Source organism: Arcobacter sp. L (genome assembly GCF_000284235.1).
In the GTDB taxonomy this organism is placed as follows: Bacteria; Campylobacterota; Campylobacteria; order Campylobacterales; family Arcobacteraceae; genus Aliarcobacter; species Aliarcobacter defluvii.
Genome location: NC_017192.1, coordinates 371542 through 397654, shown reverse-complemented (window position 1 = coordinate 397654; position 26113 = coordinate 371542). Strand labels below are relative to the sequence as shown.

Below are 26113 nucleotides of genomic sequence, written 5' to 3'. Positions count from 1 at the left end.
CTATTTTACTAAGCTTGAGATTTCTTTAAAACAAGGGTTTTTTGCATTTAAAGTTAATTCAAATAATAAAGATTCATAAGTAGTTGGAATAACTCCTGATTGAATCAATCTTTGGAAAGCAATATCAGTATCTTTTTGTTTTCTAGAGCTACAACAATCCGTTACTAAAACAACTTCGAATCCAGCTTCTATTAAATCAATACAAGTTTGTAAAACACAAACATGTGTTTCAATTCCGGCAACAATAACTACTTTTTTATTAGTAGCTTTAATCGCATCCATTGTTGGTTCATTTTGACAACATGAAAAAGTAGTTTTTTCAAATGAAGGATAAGAATCAACTAATTCTTTTAAAGAAGGAATTGTTTCACCTATTCCTTTTTTATACTGCTCATTTACAATAAAAGGAATATTTAAAACTTTCAAACCTTTTACTAAAATCAATAAATTCTTTTCTAGTTCTTCTTTATTTGCAATGTGTGGAAATAATTTTTCTTGAACATCAACCAAACAAAAAAGTGCATCATCAATATTTATTCTCATTTTCTCTCTCCTTAAAATGGTAAAAAATATTTTACAATTCTTTTATTTAAAAGCTGTTTTTTCTGCTCTTTCTAATAAATCTTTTGCACCTTGGTCTATAAAAGTTTGAGCTAAATTTTGTCCAATTTTTTCATAATCTTTAATATCAGCAGTTATATCTTCACTTAGATATTCACTGCCATCTGGCATTCCTACAATTGCTTGAACTCTTATAGAATTTTTATCAATAATTGTTGCTTTTACACCTATTGGAACTTGACAACCACCTTGTAATGTATCTACAAAACTTCGCTCAATTGTTGATTCGATATGAGCATTTTCATCATTTAATACTTTTACTATTTCTAATACTTCTGGATTATTTGTAGTTTCAATTCCAAGTGTAGCTTGTCCCATTGATGGAATCATAACATCAGTTGAAATTGGATTGAAGTATTTAACTTCATTTTCAATTTTTAGCTTTTGAATACCAGTAGCTGCAAGTATAATTGCATCATATTCACCTGCATTTAATTTAGCAATTCTAGTATTTATATTACCTCTTAAATCTTTAAGTACAATATCTGGTCTTAAAATTTTTAAAGCCATTCTTCTTCTTAAACTTGTAGTTCCTACAACTGCACCTTGAGGTAATTCTTCAATAGAACTATATTTATTACTTAAAATTGCATCTCTTGGGTCAAATCTTTTAGTAACAGCAGCAAGAGTTAATCCATCTTCAAATTGAGTTGGTACATCTTTTAATGAATGAACTGCAAGATGTGCACTTCCTTCTAACATTGCAACTTCAAGTTCTTTTGTAAAAAGCCCTTTTCCACCTATCTTAGCAAGAGGAACATCTAATATTTTATCACCCTTTGTTACAAATTCTTGTAATTCTATTTGCATATCAGGATAGTGTTCTAAAAGTAGTGATTTTACATATTCACTTTGCCAAAGAGCTAATTGACTTCTTCTTGTTGCTATTACTAATTTTTCCATATTACCTTCTTATAAAATTTATTTTTTCCCTAAAGTTTCATATTTTTGTCTTGAAGAATCTTTTACTCCATTTACAAATATAGTTGGTGTTCCTTGAACCATAACTTCTTCGCCCATTGACATATCTTTTTGAAGATTTTCATTTACTTCTTTTGTATTAATCTCTTCAAGTTTAATATCTGTTTTAAACTCTTTATTAAATGCTTCTAAGATTTTTTTCTCATCAGTTGATTTTGCTGTAAAATATGGTTCCCAATTTATTTGATATGTTTTTAACTCAACATCTTTTAAACCTTTACTTTTTGCAACTTCTATTATTTTTGCTAGAGGTGCAGCTGCTGGATGTAATCCAATTAATGGGAAATGATAATAATATAAAGCTACATTATCACTATTTTTATTTACATAATTTATAACATCAGGAACATAATCTATACAAAATGGACAAAGTGGGTCAGAAAAAATTACAATTTTGTCTTTTGCATTGTGATTTCCTGCTATTAATTTTGATTTATCATAATATTTAGCTGTTAAATTCGGAGTAACTACATCTTTCAATGATTTTCCTGTTTTAGAATCAATTAAATCTAAAGCAATATATTTACCATCACTGAATAAAATATCTTTTACATTAATTTCTTTACCTTGAACATTTGCTTGAACATCCAAAATGTATCCATTCCATCCACTAAGAGGTAACTCTTTTTTTGTATTTACTTTTACGTCATTTACTTTTACATTTGGATTTTGAGCTACTCTTGTTTTTTCAAAATTTACAACAACATCATCACCACTATTTGCATATAAAGTTGCTGATAATAGCACACTTAACGATAATATCTTTGAAAGCTTATTCATATAATTTTTCCTTTTTAAAAATTAGGGATTAGTCTATCTTTTTTACATTAATAAAAAGTTAATATTCTAACTTCTTGCTTTTACTGTAATTTTTCTGATATCAAATAATTCTTTTGCTTTATCAAGCATTTTAGAATTTAAAATATCATTTAATTCTAACTCTTTTTGAGAAGGTCTTACAACAGAACTTTTAGTCATATCTGCTACACAACCTGCACCCATCTCAATAGCTTCTAACATAGAACTTGTTTCTTCTGTAGCTGTTTGGTTTGTTTCATCTTCATCAAAATTTTCTTTATTCTTTTCAGTTTCTTCTTTAACTAAATTAATTTCTTCTTTTGTTTCTAGTACGGAGGGTTCTTCCTTTTTAAAATCTAGTTCAACATCATTTCCAAAAATATCTTGAGCAAAAGTTTTTATAATCCCAAAATGTTTATATAAAAGCTTTCTATCTTCATCTTGTGCATAAGAGATTATAAAAAGTTTATTATTTTCAAATCCATTGAAAATAAAATTCTTTTCAAAACATTCTCCTAAAGCATAATCTCTATCATAAACTTTTGATGTTAACTGTTCATATAACTCATTTTTTAAAGAAATTTCTTCTTCAACTTCATCTTCAAAAGGAACTACTTCTATCTCTTGCATTACATTAACAGAAACCTCTTTTTCAAAAGGAATTTCTTCTATTTCTATCTCTTTTATTTCTTCTATTTGTTTATTTTTTATTTCAATTTCTTCAGGTTTTTGAATAGGTAATTCATCAAAAGGAGTTGAATAATCCACAGTCTCAATAGAATCCATAATACCTAAATCTATAATATTATTAGTTTCTATCATAACCTCATCAAAAGGAGTAACTTCCTCTATTTTTGTCTCTTCTTCAATAACTAATGTTTTTTCTTCAACTTTTATCTCTTCAACTATTTCAATTTTTTCTAAAATTGGTTTTTCCACTATTTTTTCAATAATTGGTTTTTCTACAATTAAATCTTTTTTTGCTTCTATTTTTTCTACTTGATTGATAATATCATCAATAGATTTTAAATTCGTAGCTTCCATCATTTTCATAAATGTTAAAATTAATACAAAAGTTCCATCACTATTTATTGCTAATAAATGTTTAGCATCACTTAAAATTCTAAAGAATCTATCAAATAAAAGTAAATCAAATCTTCTATCTTTTGAAATCATTTTATCTTTTAGATAAATTGTCATTTCATCACAAATTTGAGAAACTTCATATATTTCTAACTCTTTGATAATTTCATTTACATCACCCTTATTTAAAATGATTGAAAAAATATTATCCATTAGTTTTGGATCAATAAGTCCTAACATATCAACAACACTTGTTGTATTTACTTTTCCTTTTGAAAAAATTATAGCTTGGTCAAGAAGTGTTAATGTATCTCTTAAACTTCCTTGTCCACTTCTTGCAAGTATTTCTAATGCATCTTTTTCAAAATCAATATTTTCTTCATTTAAGATATGTGATAAATGATGAATAACATCACTTTGTGCTATTTTATTAAATCTAAAATGTTGTGTTCTAGAAAGAATTGTTGCAGGAAGTTTTAGAGGGTCAGTTGTTGCAAGTATAAATTTTACAAATCCAGGAGGTTCTTCTAAAGTTTTTAATAAAGCATTAAAAGCTTGAGTTGTAAGCATATGAACTTCATCGATGATAAATACTTTAAATCTTGCGCTACTTGGTTTATATTTTGTATGCTCAATTAAATCTTTAATATCATCAATTCCACGATTACTTGCAGCATCCATTTCAATAATATCAAGATGTCTATTTGAATTTGCACTAATACAATTAGGACAAACTTCACAAGGTTTTGAAGTAGGACCATTTGAACATAATAAAGCTTTTGCCATAATTCTTGCAGTACTTGTTTTACCACTTCCTCTTAAACCTGAAAAAAGGTAAGCATGTGATAATCTATTCAAATCTAATGCTAAAGATAAAGTTTGCGAAACTGTACTTTGTCCAACTAAATCCTCAAATCTTCGAGGTCTATATTTTAAAGCTAAAACTTTATCTTCTAAGTTTTCATTATTCATATTTCACATTTCCTAATTTCAATATTTTTATTTTCTAAAACAATTTGTATCATATTTATATTTATATTTCCTGTATGTAAAATCAAAATTTTTAAATCACCTTGATTTATATGATGAGCTTTTTCATCACTTAAACATAAAAGTCTTTTCGCAATTGCATCACCTGTTTCAATTAAAGTAACATCTTCACCCATAATTTCTTTTATTAGTTTATCAACTAAAGGATAATGAGTGCATCCCAGAACTATCGTATCTACATTATTATGTTTCATTGGTTTTAACCAATTTTCTAACATATCATAAGTTTTTAAACTATTTATTTCACCTTTTTCTATCTGTTCAACCAAACCAACACAAGCTTGTTCATAAAGTTTTACCTCTTTTATAGAAGATAGTTTATCTACTAAGAGTTGATATTTATCACCTTTTAATGTAGCCTTTGTTGCAAGAATTCCTATATTTGATGTTTTTGTATTTAAAATAGCTGGCTTAATTCCTGGTTCTGTTCCAATTACTATAAGAAAAGGATATTTTTCTCTTAAGTGTTTAATTGCAGCACTTGTTGCAGTGTTACATGCAACAATTAAAGCTTCTATTCCATAATTTTCAAGTAAATAAGTTGTGATTTTATCACATCTATCTAAAATCTCTTGAGAACTTTTTTCTCCATAAGGAGCATACGCTGTATCAGCAATATAGAAAATCTCAGCATTTCTAAAAACTTTTAAAATAGATTTTAGAACTGTTAATCCTCCAAGCCCAGAATCAAATACACCAACTTTCAAGTTATACCTTTATTAGTAATAAGCGATTATTTTAACATAAGTTTTTAAATAAAATTATTAGAAAGAAATAAGAAGTAACAATACTCTTTATTAGAGTATTGTTAAAAAAGAATTATACTAAACCTTGCTCTATCATAGCATCAGCTACTTTTCTAAATCCTGCGATGTTTGCTCCTAAAACTAAGTTTGTTGGTTGTCCAAATTCAGCTGCAGTTGAACTTGCTGATTCAAAAATATTTTTCATAATTTGTTCTAATTTTGCATCAACTTCTTCAAAAGTCCAAGAAAGCATTGAAGCATTTTGTGCCATTTCTAATTGACTTGTTGCAACTCCACCTGCATTTGCTGCTTTTCCTGGTCCATAAGCAATCTTTGCGTCTACAAATAAATCAACAGCTTGAGGAGTTGATGGCATATTAGCACCTTCACTTACACATTTACAGCCATTTGATAATAATGTTTTTGCATCTTCTAAATTTAATTCATTTTGTGTCGCACTTGGAAATGCTGCAAAACATGGTATTGACCAAACCATATTTTTTCCTTCTGGATACTCTTCAATAGGGATATATTTAGCATTTGGTCTATATTTTACATATTCAGTTAATCTTACTCTTTTATTCTCTTTTAAATCTTTTAATAAAAGTAAATCTATTCCTTCTTCATCTAAAATCATACCTTTTGAATCACTACAAGTAATAGGTAATGCACCAAGATGATATAATTTTTCTATAGTATAAATAGCAACATTTCCTGAACCAGAAACTACACATCTTTGTCCTTCTAGACTCTCTCCTCGTGCTGCAAGCATATTTTTTGCAAAATATACACATCCATAACCTGTAGCTTCTGTTCTAGCTAAAGAACCACCCCATTTTAATGATTTTCCAGTAAATACGCCTTCATATCTATTTGCAAGTTTTTTATACATCCCAAACATATAACCTATTTCTCTAGCACCAACTCCAATATCACCAGCTGGAACATCAGTATTTGCACCAATATGTCTATATAATTCACTCATAAATGCTTGGCAAAATCTCATGATTTCATTGTCTGATTTTCCTTTTGGATTAAAATCACTTCCACCTTTTCCTCCACCAATTTGAAGACCTGTTAGTGCATTTTTAAATATTTGTTCAAATCCTAAAAATTTAATCACTCCAGCATTTACACTTGGATGAAATCTAAGACCACCTTTATATGGTCCAAGTGCTGAATTAAATTCTATTCGAAAACCTTTATTTACTTGAATTTCTCCATTATCATCAAGCCAATTTACTCTAAACATTATTTGTCTTTCCGGCTCAACTATTCTTTCAATAATTTTGTGCTTTCTATATTGAGGATATTTGTCAAGCAATGGTTGCAATGAATATAACACTTCTTCTGCTGCTTGATAAAATTCTGTTTGGGCTGGACTTGTTCTTTTAAGATAGTTAAAAACTTCTTCTAAATATGGCATACTTCTTCCTTCATTCTAAATTGAAAAAATATTTTATCAAAAAATGATTATATTTTATACAATATCTATAAATTTTAATCATATATATAAAAATTAATCTATATACGTTAAAGGATTTTTATGATTTTTCACTATCATCCATACTTACCAATTTTAAATGATGATACAAAAATATTAATTATTGGTACTCTTCCACCTCCAAGATTTTGCACTAAAGAATTAAAGATAAAAGATGTAGATTTCCCATATGGCTCAAAAGACAATCTTTTTTGGCAAATTCTTGATAAAATTTTTAAACTAAATCTTATATATAATAATTCATTAGAGGCAATAAATCAAAGAAAAAACTTTTTAATAAAAAATAAAATTGGAATTTGTGATATTGTAGAAAATTGTAAAAGAATTAAATATGATGCAAGTGATTTAACTATGCAAGATATTGTACTGAGAGATATATTATATTATTTAAAAAATTATAAAAATATATATAAAATCATATTTACGGGCGGAAATTCAAAAAATAGCCCAGAGTATTTTTTCAGGAAAATTTTAAAACAAAATAATATAAAAATAGAAATTATAGATAAAGATACACCAAAAATTAATAAATTCACTTTTGATAATAGATCTTTTACAACTATATCTTTAACTTCTCCATCCAATAGCGCCAATAAAAGCATAGGTTCAAATAATCATTATAAACAAAAAAAAGAGAAAGATGACAAATATACAACTTTTGATTTTAGAGTTGAGCAGTATAAAAAAGTATTTAGAAATTTTGAATAAAAAAGAAAAATCTTTTTTATTCATTCATTGAGTTAAAAAACTCTTCATTATTTTTTGTTTTCAGCATTTTTGAATATAAAAATTTAAGTGCTTCAACTTCATCCATTTGAGAAATCGCATTTCTTAAAATCCAAGTTTTTTGTAAAACATCTGGACTTAAAAGCAGTTCTTCTTTTCTTGTTCCAGATTTAATAATATCAAGAGCAGGATAAACTCTTTTATTTGCAGCATTTCTACTAAGAACAACTTCACTATTTCCTGTACCTTTAAACTCTTCAAAAATAACTTCATCCATTTTTGAACCTGTTTCAATAAGTGCAGTAGAAATAATAGTTAAACTACCACCCTCTTCTATATTTCTTGCAGCTCCAAAAAATCTTTTTGGTTTATGTAAAGCATTAGCATCAACTCCACCAGAAAGAACTTTTCCAGAACTTGGTGTTACAGTATTATAAGCACGAGCAAGTCGAGTAATAGAATCAAGTAAAATTACAACATCCTTTTTCATTTCAACAAGTCTTTTTGCTTTTTCAATAACAATTTCTGCGACTCTTACGTGATTTTGAGCAGGTAAATCAAAAGTTGAAGAATAAACTTCACCTCTTACACTTCTTTGCATATCAGTAACTTCTTCAGGTCTTTCATCAATTAAAAGAACCATCAAAGTAACTTCTGGATGATTTCTACTTATTGCATGTGCTAATTCTTTTAAAAGTTCAGTTTTACCTGTTTTTGGAGGAGCTACAATAAGTCCTCTTTGTCCTTTTCCCATTGGTGCAAAAAGGTCAAGCATTCTTCCTGTCATTTTTTGTGAATCATATTCAAAATTAAATCGTGATGTAGAATAAAGTGGAGTTAAGTTATCAAATAAAGGTCTATTTTTAGACTCTTTTACGGGTAAGTAATTTATAGCTTCTATTTTTAATAAAGCATTATATTTTTCACTCTCCTTATTTGGAGGTCTAACTTGCCCTGAGACGATATCTCCAGTTCTTAATGCAAATTTTCTAATTTGAGTTGCACTTACATAAGAATCATTTGAAGTATCTGAAAAATTTCCATCAATTGCTCTTAAAAAACCAAATCCGCCCTCTTTAATCTCTAAGATACCTGTAAATAAAATAAATCCGCCTGCATCTATTTGAGATTTTAAAATCGTAAACATTAAATCTTGTCGTTTTAATTCTTGAGGATTTTCAACATCTAGTTCATTTGCTATATTAATTAATTCTTCTAAAGGAAGTTCCCTTAGTTGTTCTATTTTATAACCTTCAACAGGGATATGAGTTCTTGTTTTTTTTGAATTTGTTGTTTTTACTTTCGTTTCTTCTTTAGACTCTTCCATGAGTATGTTTGCCTTTGATTTTACATAATTAAGTATGTAGTGTAGTTTTTTGTAGTTTTTAAAGTATTTTTGTTATTGTAGTGTTTATTTCAAAAATTGTCAATAAATTATAAAATACATAAAAAAAGGTATCTTAATTGATACCTTTTTATTATAAATATAAATTAAATTTATATATTATAATTTACCTTCATTTTTAGCTAAATATTCAGCAACACCAGCAGTGTTAGCTTTCATACCTTCATCACCTTTTGCCCAACCAGCAGGACAAACTTCACCATGCTCATTTGTAAATAACATTGCATCTACCATTCTTATCATTTCATCAATATTTCTTCCTAATGGTAAATCATTAATTACTGCATGTCTTACTGTTCCATCAGCATCAATTAAGAATGAACCTCTTAATGCCACTGACTCACCAAATAATACATCATAATCTCTAGAAATTGATTTAGATAAATCTGCTACTAATGGAAATTTAACTCTACCAATTCCACCATTTTCAACTGGTGTTTCTCTCCATGCGAAGTGAGAGAATTGAGAATCAACTGAACAACCAATTACAGAAATTCCTCTTGAAGAAAATTCGTCAATTCTTTTTGAGAAAGCAATAATTTCAGATGGACATACAAATGTAAAATCTAATGGGTAAAAGAATAATACTGCACCTTTTTCACCAATGTTTTCATATAAGTTGAAATTTTCTACTATTTGACCATCTGCAAGTACAGCTTTTGCTGTAAAATCTGGAGCTTTTTTTGTTACTAACATATTTTATATCCTTTAAATATTTTTTAATGTGATAGAATTATATAACAATATTTTGTAAAACAAACTGTAAATAAGCTTAAATTTCTAAATTTATAAGAAATATTATTTTATGATAATATTTCTCCTTTCTACTATATATTTATATTTCCGTTACAATTATATTAATCAGTTAATCATAAATCAAATATTTTAAAGATAATTTTATATTTACTGTGTTAAAGTTTGTTAAAATTTAATAAGGAGATATACAATGGCAGTAAAAATTACTGATATCTGTATTAGTTGTGATGCTTGTTTAGATGAGTGTCCAGTAGAAGCAATCGTTGATAATGACGAAAATCCAACAGGTGAAGATACATATTACGTATATGCTGATAAATGTGTTGAATGTGTAGGTCATAATGATAGCCCTGCATGTGCTGATGCATGTCCAACTGAAGGATGTATTGTATGGGATGAAGCTGGTTCTGGTTCAATTGAAAAAGAAGATAGAGGAACTCCTGGTACTCCTGTAGTTGAATAATAAATTTTATTAAATTTAACATATATTAAAAAGGCAAGTAGTTTTACTACTTGCCTTTTTTTGTTTTTTTAGATATAATCCGCGACTTAAAAAAAATCGAGGAATATAAGCAATGGAACAAACATTATCAATCATTAAACCAGATGCTGTAGCTAAAAATGTAGTTGGAAAAATCTTAGATAGATTTGAATCAGCTGGATTAAAAATTGCAGCAACAAAAAAAATGCAATTAAGTAAAGCAGATGCTGAAGCTTTTTATGCAGTACATTCAGCAAGACCTTTCTTTAAAGATTTAGTTGAATTTATGATTTCAGGTCCAGTAGTAGTTTCAGTTTTAGAAGGTGAAAATGCAATGGCAAAAAATAGAGAATTAATGGGTGCAACAAATCCTAAAGAAGCTGCTGCTGGAACAATTAGAGCAGATTTTGCAGAATCAATTGATGCAAATGCAGTTCATGGTTCTGATTCATTAGAAAATGCAAAAAATGAAATAGCTTTCTTCTTTGCACAAAAAGAAATTTGTTAATTATCTATTAATTTATTGATTTTATAATGAAAATTGAATTTAAAAAAGTACCTCAAACTACCAAGGAATTGGTTGTTGAATTTAATTCAGTTAAAATTGAAGGTACTTTTTGTAAAATATCGCCATCATTAGTGAAAGTTGAAGCAGTACTAAAAGGTACTACTGAAATTGATTGTTGTAGATGCGGAATAACAGAAATTAAAGAAGTTGATGAAGAACTTAATTTACTGTTAAGTGATGGTATCTATAAAGGTAATGAAGAGGAATATTTAGTAATTGAAGTAGAAAACAGTTTGATTGACTTTGATGAAATTATTAATAGTGAATTAAACAGTATAAAAAGTGACTACCATATTTGTAAAGAATGTATAAAATATGGTGATAATTTTGAAAAAGAATTTTAAGGAGAATTAAAATGGCAGTACCTAAGAGAAGAGTATCTCATACTAGATCAGCAAAAAGAAGAACTCACTACAAAATAACGTTAAAAAAACCAGTTAAAGATAGTGATGGTTCTTGGAAAATGCCTCATATGGTTAATCCAAATACTGGTGAATATAAAAACTAATGCTAAGAATTGCAATAGATGCTATGGGTGGGGACTTCGGTCCTGAACCTATTATAGAGGGCTTGATAACAGCTCTTAAAAAAAACAACAACTTTTCAGCAATTGCGGTTGGAAATAAAACACAACTTTTACAACTTATCCCACAAAACTTTTTATCAAGAGTCGAAATATTAGATACAAATGATGTAATTAGTATGAGTGATTCTGCAACTGATGCACTAAAAAGAAAAGATTCAACAATTTTTAAAGCCATAGAACTTGTACGTGAAGGAAATGCAGATGCAGTAGTTTCTGCTGGACATTCTGGCGCGACTATGTCTCTTGCAACTTTGAGAATAGGAAGAATAAAAGGTGTAAGTAGACCAGCAATTGCAACATTAATGCCAACGAGTGAAAATCAAAATACTTTAGTATTAGATGTTGGAGCAAATGTGGATAGTGATGCAAAAAATTTATTTGAATTTGCAGTAATGGGACAAGTCTATGCACAATATGCACTAAGACTTGATGAACCTATTGTTGGATTATTAAGTAATGGAGAAGAAGATAGTAAAGGAAATGAAGTAACTAAAGAAGCTTATAAACTTATATCTAAAATTCCTAATTTTGCAGGTAACGTTGAAGGTAGTGATATTTTCAAAGGTACAGTTGATGTTGTTGTTTGTGATGGTTTTGTTGGTAATATATTACTTAAAACAGCCGAAGGTGTTGCAGACACAATTGGAAAAATAATTAAAAAGAATTTAAAAAGATCGCTAATTTCTATTGCGGGTGCAGTTCTTATGAGAAAAGTATTTAAAAACTTAAAAGTAAGAGTTGATTATGCAGAATATGGTGGTGCACCACTTCTTGGGGTAAAAGCACCTGTCATTATTGCTCATGGAAAATCAAATCCAAAAGCAATTCAAAATGCAATATTTCAAGCAATTAATGCCGCAAGTTCAAATTTAGATAATATAATTGAACAAAGATTAGCAAAATATGGTAGTACACAAGAAAACTAACTACTATATAAATTTAAGGATATGTAAATGACATATGCAGCTTTTAGATCTATAGGAGCTTATATTCCTCCTAAGATTATGACAAATGCAGATTTTGAAAAAATTATTGATACTAGTGATGAATGGATTACAAAAAGAACTGGTATTAAGGAAAGAAGAATTTCTGAAGTTGGTGAAGCTTCATCTGATTTAGGTTCACGTGCAGCTGAAGTTGCAATTCAAAGAGCTGGAATTTCAAAAGATGAAATTGACTTAGTTATTTGTGCAACTGTTACTCCTGATTATTTATGTATGCCATCAACTGCATGCTTAATTGCTTCAAAATTAAATCTTCCTCCTGTTATGGCTTTTGATGTAAGTGCAGCATGTACTGGTTTTGTATATGCACTTAGTATAGCTAAAGCTTTTGTTGAATCAGGAATGAAAAAGAATGTACTTATTATTGGTGCAGAAACTTATAGCTCAATATTAGATTATACTGATAGAGGGACTTGTTTTATTTTTGGTGATGGAGCAGGAGCTGCTATTATTAGTGCAACAACAAATAAAGATGAAGCAATTATCGATATAAATTGTTCAAGTGATGGGAATTATGAAGATTTAATCAAAACTCCTGGTGGAGGAAGTAAACATCCTTGCTCACAAGAAGTTTTAGAAAATAAAATGGCTTGTATAAAAATGAAAGGAAACGAAACTTTCAAACTTGCTGTAAAAACATTAACTTCAGATGTAAAAATCATGATGGAAAAACATAATCTTTCAAATGAGGATATAACTCACTTTATTCCTCATCAAGCAAATTATAGAATTATAAAAGCTGTAGGTGAAGCTTTAGGATTAAGTGAAGAGCAAACTGTAGTTACTGTTGATAAATATGGTAATACTTCTGCTGCTTCTATTCCTATGGCAATGAACTATGCATATGAAGAAGGTAGAATAAAAGCTGGTGATACAGTACTTTTTGATGCCTTTGGTGGTGGATTAACTTGGGGTTCTGCTCTATTTAAATTTGCTCCTAAAAAATAAAATAGGTTTTAACCTATTTTATATCAACTGAACTAAACTCATATAAAAGACTGTCCCTAAAAAAATTGAAATTAAATAATTTTTAAATAATAAATGTAAAATTGCTGTTACAAAAATTCCAACTATTTCTTTTAAACCATAAGGTACTATAGAAAAATCAACATCTTTTAAAGTGAATACAATCAATATAGTTATAATAATTGAAGGAAAATACTTACCAATAAATAAGAAATAATGAGGTAATTCTTCTTTATTCCTAAAAAAAATAAATGGTAAAGCTCTTGTAAAATAACTAATTATTGACATAATTGCTATTGCTATAAATATTTCAGAATTATTCATTTTCAATTTTTCTTTCAAATGTAAATAATAAAATCAAAGCAAAAACAATTGATACAAGCAACATTTTATCACTAGGAATAAAAATCAAAGAAAAAATTGATGAGATAAAACCAATAAAAAATGGAAAAATATTTTTAAGACTTTTATATTGTTCAATACAAAGAACAACAAATAATGCAGTTAATGAAAACTCTAAACCTTGAGTATTAAACTTAATATTACTTCCAAAAATTGCTCCCATTGTTGAACCTAATAACCAATAAGATTGACTAAAAAAGAGTAAAAAAAAGTAATACCATTTTTTATTTAGATTTTCATCATCTTTAATTGAAGTTAAAAGTGCATAAGTTTCATCAGTCAATGCAAAAATCAAATAAGGTTTTAATTTTCCTGTTTTATTAAATCTTTTTATTAAAGACAATCCATAAAAAGCTTGTCTTATATTTATAAACCAAGAAGCAATTGCTATATCAACATATCCTGCTTTTATATTAAAAAAATTTATAGCAACAAATTGTAGTGCACCTGTATAAATAAAAAAAGACATAATTGGAGCCAAATACCAAGAGTAATCAAAAGAGACTAACAATAAGCCAAAAGCAAAACCTAAAACAATATATCCCATCATAATTGGGATTGAAATATGAAATGCTTTTTTTAATTCATTTTTATATTTCAATATTTTTTATCTTTAGTTAAATTTTTTATTATTTGGATTATTTTTAAATACATCAAATGAATTTTTTTTCAAATTCTTATTAAATTTTTCAACTGTCGCAACTGAATTTAAATATAAAATTGATTCATCTACAATTATTTGAAAAACTGCATGAAGAGGTATTTTCACCACACTTCCAAAATTTTCATTTCCAAATCCTGCTTCAAAACTCAAGAATTCATCATCAACCTGAATTGTACTATAAGTATAATTACTCAAAATAAATAATGAAAATTTATGCATTTGCTCTTTTATAACTTTTGGTAATTCGGGAGTAAAAGTAATTGGTTCTATATTTGCTGTTATTGAAAATTCCTGATTTTTTTCTAATAAAAAAAGAATATTCTCACATATTTGTTTTTCGACTAAATTTTTATAATCTTCACTTTCTATTATATTTTGAATCATAATTAATTCCTATTTTAAAAATTTGATGTTATTATAACTTATGAAACAACTAATTTTCCTTATCTTTCTAATCACATCACCTTTGTGGGCTTATGAATTTAAATTAAACAAAAATGATATTGATTATATAAATAAATCTCCTAAAAAATCATTTATATTAAATCGAATTGAGAAATATCAAACATTAAAAGAAAAAGTAAAAGATTATGAGCTTATAAAAAAGCTCTCTTATGTTAATTCTTTTATAAATAAAATACTTCCTGCTCGTGATATTTCAACTGCTTCATCTATTGATTATTGGGCAACACCAAAAGAATTTTTACTTCAAGGTCATGGGGATTGTGAAGATTATGTTATTGCAAAATATTTTACACTTTTAGAAATAGGTATTCCAAAAGAAAAATTATATTTTGCAATTGTAAATATAAAAGGTCAAAAAGATGCTCATATGGTTTTACTATATATAGAAGACAAAAATTCCTCTCCATTAGTTTTAGATAATCTTAGTTTTAAAGTGATTCCATTTACAAAAAGACCTAAATTAATTCCAAAAGTGGCTTTTAATGAAATAGATTCTTATGTATTTACTCCAACAGGATTTACAAAAAAAGCAACAATAAATTGGGGGAAAGATAATAAATGGGAAAAACTTCTTAATCGAGTTTATAATTTAAAAGAATAATTTTCAATAATATTAAAATCTATCATTGCATTCATTAGTGCAATTTTTGATGCATTATATAACATATCTAATGTAATATCTTTTTCTATTAACTTTTTTTCTTCGAGTAATCTAGTTCTAGTTGTTCCTATTAATAAACAATTTTTTGAAGTTATCCAACAGCCATCATAAAAGATTGCAACATTTGCAATAGTAGTATCAGTTACAATATCATTTTTTACAATAATAATTTCATCACAACCATTTCTTTTTTCAAACAACTTATCTAGCTTAGTTCTGTCTAAATATTTTTTTGAATAATCTATCTCATCATCAATAATTATCTTAAAGCTTTTTATCTCTCTTTTTTTATATGGGAAATATAAAACATCAATTATTTCATCTTTATCATAAACAACTTTACATCTTAAAAGTTCATCAGATATTGGATAAATATACTCTTGCAAATTTATATTTAATCCTATTGTATTTGATATTCTTTTATTATGATATTCTAAATTAAAAATTTCAAAATCTTCACATTTAATTGTTTCAAAATATTTTATTGTTTCCACATTTTTCCTTTTTAAAAAGCTAAATAAATTTTGTCTATAAGTTCTTTATATTCAGCTAAGACATCACTATCACAAGTAATCCCACCACCACTTTTATAAAATAAATTTCCTTTTTCATCAGCTTCAATAAATCTTATTAGAACAAAAGAATCAAAACTTTTTCCATCAAATATTCCAAAAATTCCTGTATAAAAATCTCTATCATAATCTTCAACTTCTTTTAGTATTTCAACTGTTTTTTTCTTTGGTGTTCCTGTTATTGAACCTGCTGGTAATATAGAAGTTATGATATCTCCAATATTTTCGTACCAATTTTCTTTCAAAGTTGCAGAAATTTTTGAACTTACTTGTAATAACTCTTTATCTCCTGCATTTATTGTTTCAATATATCTAAACTCTTCAACTTTTACATTTAAGCCAACCATTCCCAAATCATTCCTAAGTAAATCAACAACCATTGTATGTTCTGCCATCTCTTTTTGATTTGCTAAAATCTTCTCTTTTGCATTTTGAACTTTTGAATCAATTGTTCCTTTCATAGGATATGTAAAGATTCTATTTCCTTTAATTTCCACAAATTTTTCAGGTGAAAAACATACAAAATCTTCTTTTTTATTTTTAAATCTTAATTTATATTTACTTTTAGTATTTTTATAAATTTCATCTAAAGAGAAAGTTGTATCTATTTTAGTTTTTGCAGTTAAATTCAAAAGATAACTATTCCCTTTTTTTATCTCTTCTTGTATTATTTCAAACTTCTTTTTATATTCTTCAAATGAGATAGGAAATTTTTCTAGTTTTGTTTTAAGAGTTGTTTTAGAAAAATCTTCTTTTTGATTTAATTGGAATTTGATAGAGGCAGGAAGATTTGATAATTTTTCTATGTAAAATTTAGTAAAGTCGTATGATATTACAAATAAAAATGGTTCTTTTAAAGAACCAAATTTATTTAATTTATCTTTTATTAGTTTTTTATTCAATTTTTACTTTAAAATAAGTTTTTTAAGAACAGCAGCTCTTATAGCAACACCATGAGTTACTTGTTTTAAAACTTTTGATCTTGGATCTTTTAACATTTCATCACTAATATCAACATTTCTATTAACTGGTCCTGGGTGTAAAAGGATAATATCTCTATCTCCTACAACTTCATTTGTAATACAATAATCTTTTGCATATTCTTGTAAAGATTCAAAATATATTTGATTATGTCTTTCAAGTTGTGTTCTTAAACTCATAATAATATTAAGTTCATCTATTATTTCATTGATATTATTATATTGTTTAAATTCATCTCCTTCATATTTAAAACAATCAGGAGCAACTAAATTTACATCAATTCCAAATCTTGGTAGTAACCTTCTATTTGAACCTGCAACTCTTGAACTTTTTACATCTCCAACTATTGCTATTTTTTTACCTTCAGTTTTTCCTTCAAAATGCTCATAAATTGTAAATAAATCTAAAAGAGCTTGAGTTGGATGTGAATGTTTTCCATCACCTGCATTTATTATAGGACAATCTACAAAACCTGTTAAACTTTCTGGTAATCCACATTCACTATGTCTAATAATAATTGCATCTGGTTTCATAGCATTTATATTTGCAACTGTATCAAAAATTGTTTCACCTTTATTTGTAGAAGATGTTCCTACATCAAGTGATACAACCTCAGCTCCTAATCTCTTAGCTGCAATTTCAAATGAACTTCTAGTCCTTGTAGAATTTTCAAAAAACAAAGTAACTATAATTTTACCTTTTAAAATTTCATTTGGTTCAAATTTTAAAAACTCTCTTGCATCATCAAAGATGCCCATTATCTCTTCTTTTGAAAAATCCGAAGTTCTAATCAAATGCTGCATTTTTTTCCTTTAATTTTAGTTTGGATTTTAGCAAAAAGGAGTTTAAAAAATAAAACTTTTTGTATAATACAAAACTTTATTTTTTAGGACATTTTTATGAAATTACAATTAATAATTATTTCTTTATTTACTCTTTTATTTACAGCGTGTTCAGTAAAACCTCTTGAGCCTGTAAGTTTTGAAACTGTAAATAAAGAAATATCTTTCACAAATGATATTAAACCCATTTTAGATAATAGATGTGTATCTTGTCACTCATGTTACAACTCTCCTTGTCAATTAAAACTCTCTTCTTATGAAGGACTTGAAAGAGGTGGTTCTAAAGCTGATGTTTATGCAAATAGAATGAATGCAGATAGTCCAACAAGATTATTTATTGATGCTATAAATCAAAAAGAATGGAGAGGGAAAGGCTTTTTTTCTGTTGTTGATTATTTAGAAAACTCTAATGAATCAATAATGATGCAATATCTTTTTCAAAAAGATAAAAATCCTTTAAATTTAGGAAATTATTCTCCAGAAGAAGATGAACTTAGTTGTACAAAAGATAAAGATGAATTAGCTTTATTTTTTGAAGATAACCCACATAAAGGAATGCCTTATGGATTTCCAGCACTTAAAAAAGAAGAATACAATCTTCTAATGACTTGGTTAAAAGATGGTGCAATTGATGATACAAAAAAAGATGATATTAATAATTTTGAAAAAGAACAAATCAAAAAGTTTGAAGCGTTTTTAAATAATAAAGAGACAAAATATCAAGTAACTTCAAGATATATTTATGAACATCTATTTTTAGCTCATATAAGTTTTGATGAAAAAAGTGGCAATTTTTTTGAATTAATACGTTCAACTACGCCAACTGGTTTTAAACCAAAAATTATTGCTACAAGATTTCCTTATGACGAAGTAAAAGAACCATTTTATTATAGATTTAGAAAAATTGAATCAACTATTGTTCATAAAACACATATGGTTTATGAATTAAATGATAAAAAACTTGAAAGATATAATGAACTTTTTATAAAACCAACTTGGGAACAAAAACCATATTTACCACCTTATGATAGTAAAATTTCTGCAAATGCTTTAAAAATTTTCGAACAAATTCCAGCAAATAGTAGATATCAATTTTTACTTGATGATATTCATTATATTATTATGACATTTATTAGAGGTCCTGTTTGTAAAGGGCAAATTGCTTTAAATGTAATAAATGACCATTTTTGGGTAATGTTTATGGATCCAAAATACGATTTAAGTCTACAAGATAAATATTTTTTACATGATAATATTCCAAATTTATCTATACCAAATGAGTATGGAGAAGATCCTAGCTTATTTAAAACATTCAAAGCTTTAGATAATTATGAATTAGCAAAAAAATATGAAACAAATAAAGCTTCTGTATATAAACAATATTATCCAAATGGGTTAAATTTTAATGCAATTTGGAAAGGAAATCAAACTCAAGAAAATGATTCAATATTAACTATTTATAGACATTTTAATTCTGCTTCTGTTCATAAAGGTGCTTTTGGAGATATTCCTAAAACTTTATGGGTTATTGATTTTCCTTTATTAGAACGTATTTACTACTCTTTAGTTGCAGGTTTCGATGTATTTGGAAATACAGCACACCAATTATTAGTACGAACTCATATGGATAGACTTAGAATTGAAGGAGAGAGTAATTTCTTAGAATTTTTACCAAAAGAGTCAAGACAAGAATATTTTAATTCTTGGTATGAAGGTTGGTTAGCTCAATATTTATCTGTTTATATTCCTTCAGATAACAATGTTGATATAAAATATCAAACTAAAGATTTCAAAAAAGAGTTTGCAAATAAAGTTTTAGACTATACAAATACCAAAAGAGATTCTATAAATTTTATAGAAGATGGTTATAAACAAAATGAAATTAAAAAAGTTTATAATACTAAAGAAGAAATTGAAAAGACATTTAAAACTTTAACTTTACCTAATAGTTCAAAAATTATAAAACATTTTACAGATGGAGAATCAAATTTAGCTTATATTAGAATCAAAATGAACTCAGGAGAGAATTTTGTATATACTTTAGTTATAAATAGATGGCATAAAAATGTTGCTTTACTTTTTGATGAAGAATCAAGGTTAGAGCCATCAAAAGATAGAATAAATTTTGTAAAAGGATTTATAGGTTCTTATCCAAATCTTTTTGTAGTTGTAAATCAAAATGATTTAAATGAATTTTTCAATCTTTTACAAAACTATAAAGATACTCCAAATGATGATAAAAGAATATCTAAATTTGTTATAAATCGGGCAGATTCAAATTTTTGGGAAAATTTTGATTGGTTTAATAATGAGTTTAAAAAACAAGATTCTTTACAATATGGATTATTTGATTTAAATCGATATTATAGTAAAGCAATTAATCAATAAGTATAAATATATTTTGGATATAATCTTGCCAAAATATATCTAAATTTTTTTAGGAAAAGAAATGAATGAACAATTAGAACAAATGGACAAAGAGTATGTACTTCATACTTATGCAAGAAATTATGTAAATTTCAAAAAAGGTATCAATGCCACGCTATTTGATGAAAATGATAAAGATTATATAGACTTTACATCTGGAATAGCTGTAGTTAGTGTTGGACATGGAAATAAAAGAGTTGCAGATAAAATATATCAACAAATATCAAATATAACTCATATTTCAAACTTATATGCAATTGAACCACAAGCAAAACTTGCAAAAAAAATAAGAGAATTAAGTGGTTATGATATAAGAACATTTTTCTCAAATAGTGGTGCTGAAGCAAATGAAGGTGCTATAAAAATTGCTAGAAAATATGGTGAAACAAAATTTGAAAATAAAAGATATAAAGTTATCACATTAGAACACTCTTTCCATGGAAGAACAATTACAACTGTAAAAGCAACTGGTCAAGAATCTATGCATACACCAAATTTTGCTCCTTATCCAGAAGGATTTTCATATCATAATAAAATAGATGATATTTATAATGCAATTGATAATGAGACAGTTGCTGTTATGATTGAACTTGTTCAAGGAGAAGGTGGAGTTCAACCTTTTAATAAAAAAGATATTCAAGAATTAGCAAAATTTTTAAAAGAGAATAATATTTTATTAATCATTGATGAAGTTCAAACAGGTGTTTTTAGAACAGGTGAATTTTTAGCTTCTAATCTTTATGAAATTGAACCTGATATTATCACTCTTGCAAAAGGTCTTGGTGGTGGAGTTCCTATTGGGGCTGTTTTAACAAAACATAAAGATATTTTTTCTCCAGGTGATCATGGTTCAACTTTTGGAGGAAATTATTTAGTTACAACTGCTGCTTTAGAAGTTTTAGATATTTTAGAAGAGTTAAAAGATACTGGAACATTAGATGAAACTATCATTTATTATAATTCTAAATTAAATGAATTTTTTGAAAACAATAGAGAAATATTTACTGAAAATGTAGGTCTTGGACTTATGAGAGGATTAAGAGTTAAAGATGCGGAAACTTTGGCACTTGTGATTAAAACAGCTTTTGAATGTGGAGTTTTAGTTTTAAAAGCGGGAAAAAATACTCTAAGACTTCTTCCAGCACTTACAATCTCAAAAGCAGAAATTGATGAAGGTTTCAAAAGGCTGCAAAATGCACTTGATAAAATCAAGCAAGGTTAAACTACTATTTTGTAGTTTAATCTCTTTAAGTCTTTTTGCATCAGATGATACAAAAGATGCTTTTGATACAAAAATAATTTCAGAAAAAAGATTAAAAAATATTGAGTTATCAAAAGAACAAATAAAAGAAGATAGCTCTAAACTAAGAAAAGATTGGATAAATCCAATAACTTATCAATATACTAAAAATTTAGGTGAAGATGAAAAAACTGAGCGTTCACTTATTTCTATAAATCAGCCAATTTTTCAAAGTGGTGGAATTTATAAAGCCATAAAATATGCAGATTCAACTTATGATTATGCAGCACTTGAATTGGACCAACAACAAAAAGACCTTGTAAAACAAGCTTTACAATATCTTTATAATATTGAAAAAACAAATTTAAATATTCAAAAAGCAAAATATACTTTAGAAAATGCAAAAATAGATGTAAATAGAAAAAAAGAACAAGTTCTAAATGGTTTTTTAGATACTTCTTATTTAGATGATGCACTTCTTACACTAAATAGTTCAAAACATAATTTAGTTGATTTAAAGTATCAAAAACAAGATTTAATCAATAGTTTCAATAATATTTCATCACAAGATTACACAAAATTTGAACTTCCTATATTTAAAATATTTAGCCAAAAAGAGTTTTTAGAAAATAATATCGAACTAAAAAAAGCTCAAGCTGATATTGAAAAAAAAGGTAATTATTCTTATATGACTATGGCAAAATATTTACCAAGTGTAAATGCTTATTATACTTACTCAAAATATCATGATACAGATAATAGTATAAAATATACAAAAGAAAATGACCAAACATTTGGATTGACTTTAAACATACCATTTGATAGTAGAACATTCAATGATATTCAAAGTACAAAAATCGATTACTTAAAATCAAAATTAAATTTAGAAAATAGTGAAGATGATGAAAAAACTTTTTTCAAAACAAAACTTGAAAAAATATCTATGCTTGATGAGAGACTACAAATAACAAGAGAAGATTTAGATGTTTATGACTCTATTTTAAAGATCATAAATGAAGAAAAACAAGCACAAATCAAAACACAAAGTGATGTTGATACTTTACAAAACTCACAGAAAATCAAATCTTTAGATTTAAAAATATTTGAAGTTGAAAAACAACTAGAACTTTTAGAACTGTATGCAAAACTTCATTAGAAGTTTTTGCATACAAATATATTATTTAGATTTTTTATCTTTTTCTTTACTTTCTTTATAATTTAAGTAATATTCCATTTCTGATGGAGTTAAGATTTTTATTGTATTTGTACTTCCTGGCATTCCAACTGGATAACCTACTGTTGCTACATATAAACCTTTTTTATTTAATAAACCTTTTTCATCTAAAGATTTCAACATTTTTTGAAACATTTTTGAAGCTTGAGCTTCTTTGATAATTCCAACTGGTTCAACTCCCCAAACAGCTGTTAGAGAATTTAATATTTTTTTCTTATGTGTAAAAGTATAAATAGGAGTTTTTGGTCTATATCTTGACATTTTTGTTGCTGATTTTCCAGAACTTGTAAGTGCTAAAATACCATCTGCTTTTAAATCATCTGCAAGTTTTGTTACTGTTGCTTGAATAACATCAAATTCATCCAAATAAGGGAACTTATATTGTTTTTCATAATTATAAATACCTTCAGTTTTTGCAATGATATTATGCATTGTATCAACTACATTTATTGGATCTTCTCCAACTGCACTCTCTTCACTAAGCATAACAACATCTGTTCCATCTAAAACTGCATTTGCAACGTCAGAAATTTCAGCTCTTGTTGCTCTTTCATTTTGAGTCATTGATAAAAGCATTTGAGTTGCAGTGATTACTGGGATTCCTTTTAAATTTGCTTTTTTAATAAGCATTTTTTGAATAGTTGGAACATCATAATAAGGAACTTCTATTCCTAAATCTCCCCTTGCAACCATCAATCCATCACTAGCTTCTATAATTTCATCAATATTTTCAACTGCATCAAATTTTTCAATTTTTGCTATTAATTTACCTTTATATCCATTTAAAAGATTTCTAGCTTTTCGCATATCTCTTGCATTTTGAACAAATGAAATTGCAAAATAATCAACTTCATGCTCAACACCCCAAGCTATATCTTTTTCATCTTTTTTTGTAATTACATCAATATCAATTACAGTATTTGGGAAATTTACACCTTTTCGTGAAGATAAAGTTCCATGATTTTCAATTCTAGCTTTTACTTCTTTTCCTGTTTCAATAACTTTTGCTCTAATTGTTCCATCATATAAATAAATATATTCATCAATTTTTACTTTATCTAAAATATCTGGATAATTAATAGATACAACATACTCTTTATCTGCTTTTTTATATCCAACCATTTCATCTTTTAAAAAAGTAATTACATCATCTCTATAAAGTGAAAAAGGCTCTTTTAAATCTCCAATTCTTACTTTTGGACCTGAAATATCTTGTAAAATTCCAACCGTTTTCCCTGTATTTTTCATAGCTGTTCTAATATTATTTAATGTTTCTAAATGATATTCATGGCTTCCATGCGAAAAGTTTAATCTAAACATGTTTGCACCAGCTTTAATCAATCCTTCAATCATTTCTAAACTATGGCTTGCTGGGCCTAAAGTTGCTAATATTTTTGTTCTTTTTTCCATAGATTCTCCTTCAAAAAGTTATTTTTATTATAACATAATATTGTTACAATAGAGTAACTATATTGTTTCACTATTCTTACATAATTTTTATGTTAAAATCGCTTATTACATATAAAAAGAGGTTATTATGAAATATCTAAATTTTAAATTTTTATTATCGACTACCGTAATTGCAAGTTTATTAACTGGTTGTGCTCAAAGAACCGGAAACGAAACTTATGACAATAATCAAAATGCAATTATTGGAACAACTCTTGGAGCAATTGCAGGTATTGTTTTAGGAAATAATATTGGTGGTGGGAACAAAGGACGAAATAAAGTAATTGGTGCAGTTGCAGGTGCAGCAATTGGTGGAGCAATTGGTTATAGTATGGATAAACAAGCTCAAGAAGTTGCTCAAAGTTTAAATACAAATGTAAATAATAATCCAAATGCCGTTTTAGATCCAAATCAAGATTTAATCGTTTCAAATACTGATAACTACGTAAAAGTTATGTTCAGAGATGATATGATGTTTGAAACTAATTCTGCAAATCCAACATATAGTGCCCAAACAAAAATATCTAAAATAAACTCTGTTTTACAAAAATATCCAAATACATTAGTTCAAGTTGTAGGTCACACAGATAGCCGTGGAACTCATGCTTATAATCAAACTCTATCTGAACAAAGAGCTTCAAATGTAGGAAATATTATATATAATTCTGGTGTTTCAAATCAAATTTTTTCAAGAGGTTGTTCTTTTGACAAACCAGTTGCATTAAATAATAGTGATGCAAATATGGCTCTAAATAGAAGAGTTGAAGTTTATTTATATCCAAATCAACAATCTGTTATAGATGTTTGTAAATAAAAGGTAAAACCTTTTATTTACAGCTTTTTTGATACAATCATATATGATTAGATTTAGTACATATTTTAATGATTGGCTTTATGGCAAAAATGGATATTATTCAAACTACAAAGAAATAGGAAAAGATGGTGATTTTTTCACTTCAGTTTCTACTTCTTCTTTTTTTGGTGGCACAATTGCAAAAAAAATTATTAGCTCGATTGAAGATGGATTTCTACCAAACAATACAACAATTTTAGAAATTGGTGCTCATCATGGATATTTACTTGCAGATATAATCCAATTTATATATACATTAAAACCCAAACTTCTTGATACTCTAAATTTTGCAATTGTTGAAAGATTTGAAAATCTTCAAAATCAACAAAAAAAATATTTACAAGAATCTTTTGGAAATATTATCAAACTAAAACATTTTAATGATATTTCAGAGGTTAAACTTGAAAATGCATATATTATTGCAAATGAGATTTTTGATGCTTTTTCTTGTGATTTAGTTTATACAAATGATAAAAATATTTTACAAATTGCAATGGTAGAAAATCATAAAATAGAGTTTATTGATTGTGTTGATAAAGAAATTTTAAGTCATTGCAAAAAATACAGTATCACAAAAGGTGAAGTTGCATTGTCTTACAAAGATTTTGTAAATACGATTTGTAAAAATATAACTCATTTTGAATTTCTAACTTTTGATTATGGAGATAGATTTCCAAGAAATGATTTTAGTACAAGAGTTTATGAAAAACATGCAGTTTATCCAATTTTTGAAGAAAATTTAAATTTAGAAAAACTCTTTAAAAATTCTGATATTACCTATGATATTCACTTTAATTATTTAAGTGATTGTTTTAAAGAAAATGGAATAAAAGATATAGTTTTTAATACTCAATTAAAATCTTTAGTTGAATTTGGTATTTTAGAATTATTAGAAATTTTAAAAGCAAATGTAAATGAAAACACTTATTTAAAAGAGACTCAAAAAATAAAAGTTTTACTAGAGCCAACTGGAATGGGTGATAGATTTAAAACATTGAATATAAGAAAATAAGTTAAGTGTTTGTATAATCAAACTTTATAAAAAATA

The 26113-nt window shown here is 26.8% G+C and carries 28 protein-coding genes; 13 read left to right on the top strand and 15 right to left on the bottom strand.

Annotated elements, in window-relative coordinates; translation table 11 throughout:
- The 6 genes from ABLL_RS02140 to gdhA all read right to left on the bottom strand — a co-directional run bounded on the left by ABLL_RS02140 (window position 1) and on the right by gdhA (window position 6705).
- Window positions 1-543, bottom strand: a complete 543-nt coding sequence (locus tag ABLL_RS02140) for a hydrolase (RefSeq protein WP_014473133.1) — start codon at window positions 541-543, stop codon at window positions 1-3.
- A gap of 42 nt (window positions 544-585) precedes the next feature.
- Window positions 586-1524: a hydroxymethylbilane synthase gene (hemC, locus tag ABLL_RS02135; protein WP_014473132.1), complete on the bottom strand. Its 939-nt coding sequence runs from the start codon at window positions 1522-1524 to the stop codon at window positions 586-588.
- An 18-nt stretch (window positions 1525-1542) separates the two neighbouring features.
- Complete coding sequence (locus ABLL_RS02130; RefSeq protein ID WP_014473131.1) at window positions 1543-2382, bottom strand: thioredoxin domain-containing protein; 840 nt, start codon at window positions 2380-2382, stop codon at window positions 1543-1545.
- Window positions 2383-2448: 66 nt separating this feature from the next.
- Window positions 2449-4455 carry a DNA polymerase III subunit gamma/tau gene (locus tag ABLL_RS02125; RefSeq protein ID WP_014473130.1) on the bottom strand — a complete coding sequence of 669 codons (2007 nt, stop codon included), beginning with the start codon at window positions 4453-4455 and terminating at the stop codon, window positions 2449-2451.
- On the bottom strand, window positions 4452-5240 hold the full coding sequence (murI, locus tag ABLL_RS02120; RefSeq protein ID WP_014473129.1) for a glutamate racemase: 789 nt from the start codon (window positions 5238-5240) through the stop codon (window positions 4452-4454). Before murI ends, ABLL_RS02125 begins: the two co-directional genes overlap by 4 nt.
- Window positions 5241-5352: 112 nt before the next feature.
- Window positions 5353-6705 carry an NADP-specific glutamate dehydrogenase gene (gdhA, locus tag ABLL_RS02115; protein ID WP_014473128.1) on the bottom strand — a complete coding sequence of 451 codons (1353 nt, stop codon included), beginning with the start codon at window positions 6703-6705 and terminating at the stop codon, window positions 5353-5355.
- Window positions 6706-6825: 120 nt separating this feature from the next.
- Here gdhA and ABLL_RS02110 point away from each other — a divergent pair, with 120 nt between their 5' ends.
- On the top strand, window positions 6826-7491 hold the full coding sequence (locus ABLL_RS02110) for a uracil-DNA glycosylase family protein (protein ID WP_014473127.1): 666 nt from the start codon (window positions 6826-6828) through the stop codon (window positions 7489-7491).
- Between the two features lie 16 nt (window positions 7492-7507).
- Here the strand turns inward: ABLL_RS02110 and rho are convergent, their stop codons facing one another.
- Window positions 7508-8836: a transcription termination factor Rho gene (gene rho, locus ABLL_RS02105; RefSeq protein WP_014473126.1), complete on the bottom strand. Its 1329-nt coding sequence runs from the start codon at window positions 8834-8836 to the stop codon at window positions 7508-7510.
- A gap of 177 nt (window positions 8837-9013) precedes the next feature.
- On the bottom strand, window positions 9014-9610 hold the full coding sequence (locus tag ABLL_RS02100; protein ID WP_014473125.1) for a peroxiredoxin: 597 nt from the start codon (window positions 9608-9610) through the stop codon (window positions 9014-9016).
- 250 nt (window positions 9611-9860) lie between these two features.
- Here ABLL_RS02100 and ABLL_RS02095 point away from each other — a divergent pair, with 250 nt between their 5' ends.
- The 6 genes from ABLL_RS02095 (at window position 9861) to ABLL_RS02070 (ending at window position 13257) form a co-directional block, all read left to right on the top strand.
- Complete coding sequence (locus tag ABLL_RS02095; RefSeq protein ID WP_014473124.1) at window positions 9861-10133, top strand: NADH-quinone oxidoreductase subunit I; 273 nt, start codon at window positions 9861-9863, stop codon at window positions 10131-10133.
- 112 nt (window positions 10134-10245) lie between these two features.
- Window positions 10246-10659, top strand: coding sequence for a nucleoside-diphosphate kinase (gene ndk / locus ABLL_RS02090; protein WP_014473123.1), 414 nt, complete (start codon window positions 10246-10248; stop codon window positions 10657-10659).
- A gap of 68 nt (window positions 10660-10727) precedes the next feature.
- Window positions 10728-11063, top strand: a complete 336-nt coding sequence (locus ABLL_RS02085; protein ID WP_228712349.1) for a hypothetical protein — start codon at window positions 10728-10730, stop codon at window positions 11061-11063.
- Between the two features lie 11 nt (window positions 11064-11074).
- The gene (rpmF, locus tag ABLL_RS02080; protein ID WP_004510349.1) at window positions 11075-11227 is read left to right on the top strand and encodes a 50S ribosomal protein L32; all 153 of its coding nucleotides are present in this window, start codon (window positions 11075-11077) and stop codon (window positions 11225-11227) included.
- A complete protein-coding gene (gene plsX / locus ABLL_RS02075) occupies window positions 11227-12231 on the top strand; it encodes a phosphate acyltransferase PlsX (protein ID WP_014473121.1) in 1005 nt (334 codons plus the stop codon). The genes rpmF and plsX overlap by 1 nt, the downstream gene beginning before the upstream one ends.
- Window positions 12232-12258: 27 nt before the next feature.
- Window positions 12259-13257 (top strand): beta-ketoacyl-ACP synthase III, encoded by a 999-nt coding sequence (locus ABLL_RS02070; RefSeq protein WP_014473120.1) that lies wholly within the window; start codon window positions 12259-12261, stop codon window positions 13255-13257.
- An 18-nt stretch (window positions 13258-13275) separates the two neighbouring features.
- Here ABLL_RS02070 and ABLL_RS02065 read toward each other — a convergent pair whose 3' ends face one another.
- From ABLL_RS02065 to ABLL_RS02055, 3 genes are read right to left on the bottom strand one after another with little or no spacing between them, the layout of a single operon-like run.
- The gene (locus ABLL_RS02065; protein WP_014473119.1) at window positions 13276-13599 is read right to left on the bottom strand and encodes a branched-chain amino acid transporter permease; all 324 of its coding nucleotides are present in this window, start codon (window positions 13597-13599) and stop codon (window positions 13276-13278) included.
- Window positions 13592-14278, bottom strand: a complete 687-nt coding sequence (locus tag ABLL_RS02060) for an AzlC family ABC transporter permease (RefSeq protein ID WP_014473118.1) — start codon at window positions 14276-14278, stop codon at window positions 13592-13594. The genes ABLL_RS02065 and ABLL_RS02060 overlap by 8 nt, the downstream gene beginning before the upstream one ends.
- A 12-nt stretch (window positions 14279-14290) precedes the next feature.
- Window positions 14291-14725, bottom strand: a complete 435-nt coding sequence (locus ABLL_RS02055; protein WP_014473117.1) for a hypothetical protein — start codon at window positions 14723-14725, stop codon at window positions 14291-14293.
- 40 nt (window positions 14726-14765) lie between these two features.
- Here ABLL_RS02055 and ABLL_RS02050 point away from each other — a divergent pair, with 40 nt between their 5' ends.
- Window positions 14766-15407, top strand: a complete 642-nt coding sequence (locus ABLL_RS02050; protein WP_041654625.1) for a transglutaminase-like cysteine peptidase — start codon at window positions 14766-14768, stop codon at window positions 15405-15407.
- On the opposite strand, the gene ABLL_RS02045 is transcribed toward ABLL_RS02050, so the two are convergent.
- Genes ABLL_RS02045 through ABLL_RS02035 form a run of 3 tightly spaced genes read right to left on the bottom strand, consistent with a single transcriptional unit; the run spans window position 15389 to window position 17823 of the window.
- Window positions 15389-15961 carry an aminotransferase class IV family protein gene (locus ABLL_RS02045; protein ID WP_014473115.1) on the bottom strand — a complete coding sequence of 191 codons (573 nt, stop codon included), beginning with the start codon at window positions 15959-15961 and terminating at the stop codon, window positions 15389-15391. The two genes, ABLL_RS02050 and ABLL_RS02045, sit on opposite strands and share 19 nt — an antisense overlap.
- An 11-nt stretch (window positions 15962-15972) precedes the next feature.
- The gene (locus tag ABLL_RS02040) at window positions 15973-16941 is read right to left on the bottom strand and encodes an aminodeoxychorismate synthase component I (protein WP_014473114.1); all 969 of its coding nucleotides are present in this window, start codon (window positions 16939-16941) and stop codon (window positions 15973-15975) included.
- A 3-nt stretch (window positions 16942-16944) separates the two neighbouring features.
- The gene (locus ABLL_RS02035) at window positions 16945-17823 is read right to left on the bottom strand and encodes an aspartate carbamoyltransferase catalytic subunit (RefSeq protein WP_014473113.1); all 879 of its coding nucleotides are present in this window, start codon (window positions 17821-17823) and stop codon (window positions 16945-16947) included.
- A gap of 96 nt (window positions 17824-17919) precedes the next feature.
- Between ABLL_RS02035 and ABLL_RS02030 the strand changes: the two genes are divergently transcribed.
- The 3 genes from ABLL_RS02030 to ABLL_RS02020 all read left to right on the top strand — a co-directional run bounded on the left by ABLL_RS02030 (window position 17920) and on the right by ABLL_RS02020 (window position 22685).
- Window positions 17920-20250 carry a fatty acid cis/trans isomerase gene (locus ABLL_RS02030; protein ID WP_014473112.1) on the top strand — a complete coding sequence of 777 codons (2331 nt, stop codon included), beginning with the start codon at window positions 17920-17922 and terminating at the stop codon, window positions 20248-20250.
- Between the two features lie 61 nt (window positions 20251-20311).
- Complete coding sequence (locus ABLL_RS02025; RefSeq protein ID WP_014473111.1) at window positions 20312-21511, top strand: aspartate aminotransferase family protein; 1200 nt, start codon at window positions 20312-20314, stop codon at window positions 21509-21511.
- Window positions 21483-22685 (top strand): TolC family protein, encoded by a 1203-nt coding sequence (locus tag ABLL_RS02020; RefSeq protein WP_050989840.1) that lies wholly within the window; start codon window positions 21483-21485, stop codon window positions 22683-22685. The genes ABLL_RS02025 and ABLL_RS02020 overlap by 29 nt, the downstream gene beginning before the upstream one ends.
- A 21-nt stretch (window positions 22686-22706) precedes the next feature.
- Here the strand turns inward: ABLL_RS02020 and pyk are convergent, their stop codons facing one another.
- Window positions 22707-24173, bottom strand: a complete 1467-nt coding sequence (gene pyk, locus ABLL_RS02015) for a pyruvate kinase (protein WP_014473109.1) — start codon at window positions 24171-24173, stop codon at window positions 22707-22709.
- Between the two features lie 127 nt (window positions 24174-24300).
- Between pyk and ABLL_RS02010 the strand changes: the two genes are divergently transcribed.
- Complete coding sequence (locus tag ABLL_RS02010; protein ID WP_014473108.1) at window positions 24301-25026, top strand: OmpA family protein; 726 nt, start codon at window positions 24301-24303, stop codon at window positions 25024-25026.
- Between the two features lie 43 nt (window positions 25027-25069).
- Entirely contained in the window at window positions 25070-26077 is a 1008-nt protein-coding gene (locus tag ABLL_RS02005) for an SAM-dependent methyltransferase (protein WP_014473107.1), read from the top strand.
- Window positions 26078-26113: the final 36 nt, after the last annotated feature.

Coding starts and splice junctions, on each gene's coding strand:
- ABLL_RS02140 (WP_014473133.1), bottom strand. CDS start 543: ATGAGAATAAATATTGATGATGCACTTTTTTGTTTGGTTGATGTTCAA.
- ABLL_RS02070 (WP_014473120.1), top strand. CDS start 12,259: ATGACATATGCAGCTTTTAGATCTATAGGAGCTTATATTCCTCCTAAG.
- ndk (WP_014473123.1), top strand. CDS start 10,246: ATGGAACAAACATTATCAATCATTAAACCAGATGCTGTAGCTAAAAAT.
- ABLL_RS02010 (WP_014473108.1), top strand. CDS start 24,301: ATGAAATATCTAAATTTTAAATTTTTATTATCGACTACCGTAATTGCA.
- plsX (WP_014473121.1), top strand. CDS start 11,227: ATGCTAAGAATTGCAATAGATGCTATGGGTGGGGACTTCGGTCCTGAA.
- pyk (WP_014473109.1), bottom strand. CDS start 24,173: ATGGAAAAAAGAACAAAAATATTAGCAACTTTAGGCCCAGCAAGCCAT.
- ABLL_RS02125 (WP_014473130.1), bottom strand. CDS start 4,455: ATGAATAATGAAAACTTAGAAGATAAAGTTTTAGCTTTAAAATATAGA.
- hemC (WP_014473132.1), bottom strand. CDS start 1,524: ATGGAAAAATTAGTAATAGCAACAAGAAGAAGTCAATTAGCTCTTTGG.
- ABLL_RS02065 (WP_014473119.1), bottom strand. CDS start 13,599: ATGAATAATTCTGAAATATTTATAGCAATAGCAATTATGTCAATAATT.
- ABLL_RS02030 (WP_014473112.1), top strand. CDS start 17,920: ATGAAATTACAATTAATAATTATTTCTTTATTTACTCTTTTATTTACA.
- ABLL_RS02095 (WP_014473124.1), top strand. CDS start 9,861: ATGGCAGTAAAAATTACTGATATCTGTATTAGTTGTGATGCTTGTTTA.
- ABLL_RS02035 (WP_014473113.1), bottom strand. CDS start 17,823: ATGCAGCATTTGATTAGAACTTCGGATTTTTCAAAAGAAGAGATAATG.
- gdhA (WP_014473128.1), bottom strand. CDS start 6,705: ATGCCATATTTAGAAGAAGTTTTTAACTATCTTAAAAGAACAAGTCCA.
- ABLL_RS02100 (WP_014473125.1), bottom strand. CDS start 9,610: ATGTTAGTAACAAAAAAAGCTCCAGATTTTACAGCAAAAGCTGTACTT.
- ABLL_RS02025 (WP_014473111.1), top strand. CDS start 20,312: ATGAATGAACAATTAGAACAAATGGACAAAGAGTATGTACTTCATACT.
- ABLL_RS02110 (WP_014473127.1), top strand. CDS start 6,826: ATGATTTTTCACTATCATCCATACTTACCAATTTTAAATGATGATACA.
- ABLL_RS02130 (WP_014473131.1), bottom strand. CDS start 2,382: ATGAATAAGCTTTCAAAGATATTATCGTTAAGTGTGCTATTATCAGCA.
- rpmF (WP_004510349.1), top strand. CDS start 11,075: ATGGCAGTACCTAAGAGAAGAGTATCTCATACTAGATCAGCAAAAAGA.
- rho (WP_014473126.1), bottom strand. CDS start 8,836: ATGGAAGAGTCTAAAGAAGAAACGAAAGTAAAAACAACAAATTCAAAA.
- ABLL_RS02055 (WP_014473117.1), bottom strand. CDS start 14,725: ATGATTCAAAATATAATAGAAAGTGAAGATTATAAAAATTTAGTCGAA.
- ABLL_RS02005 (WP_014473107.1), top strand. CDS start 25,070: ATGATTAGATTTAGTACATATTTTAATGATTGGCTTTATGGCAAAAAT.
- ABLL_RS02050 (WP_041654625.1), top strand. CDS start 14,766: ATGAAACAACTAATTTTCCTTATCTTTCTAATCACATCACCTTTGTGG.
- ABLL_RS02020 (WP_050989840.1), top strand. CDS start 21,483: ATGCACTTGATAAAATCAAGCAAGGTTAAACTACTATTTTGTAGTTTA.